The sequence below is a fragment of the Cupriavidus sp. 22TCCZM01-5 genome (assembly GCF_057798915.1).
The window spans coordinates 1-538 of record NZ_JBYOJR010000097.1; the positions used below are offsets into that span (position 1 = coordinate 1).

Here is a 538-nt window from a genome sequence, read left to right on the forward strand (position 1 = left end):
TCCGTTAGTTCTATTGAATTTTAAAACCTACTCATTGGGGAGGTTTTTTTATGTCCAAAATTCCTTTCGGTTATTTGGATGTAGTCATCAATGTTATAGGGAAGAAGATCATGGCGAACTCGCTTTACCAGAAGCACATCATCTCTATTCCAGAGCTTTCACGCGAAGAACTGGAACTTATCGTAGAAACAGCAGGTAGCCTTAAAAAAGCACCTCGACCAGAACTGATTAAAAACAAAGTCGTTGCAAGTTGTTTCTTTGAACCATCAACACGTACACGTTTATCGTTTGAAACAGCGATTCAGCGCATTGGTAATACCTCTCTGGCGAAAAAAGGCGAAACACTCGCAGATTCAGTACAAGTCATCTCTTCTTACGTCGATGCCTTTGTGATGCGTCATCCACAAGAAGGCGCCGCTCGCTTGGCCTCTGAATTTTCAAATGGCGTGCCAGTGATCAACGCGGGCGACGGTGCAAACCAACACCCAACTCAAACGCTACTCGACCTATACACCATCGCGGAAACACAAGGGCGTCT

General features: G+C 44.6%; 1 protein-coding gene. It reads left to right on the forward strand.

The window, feature by feature from the left end; genetic code table 11:
• Window positions 1–50 precede the first annotated feature (50 nt).
• Window positions 51–538: aspartate carbamoyltransferase (locus tag AC3FNH_RS32595; protein WP_488723014.1), on the forward strand; the 488-nt coding region annotated here is incomplete at its 3' end.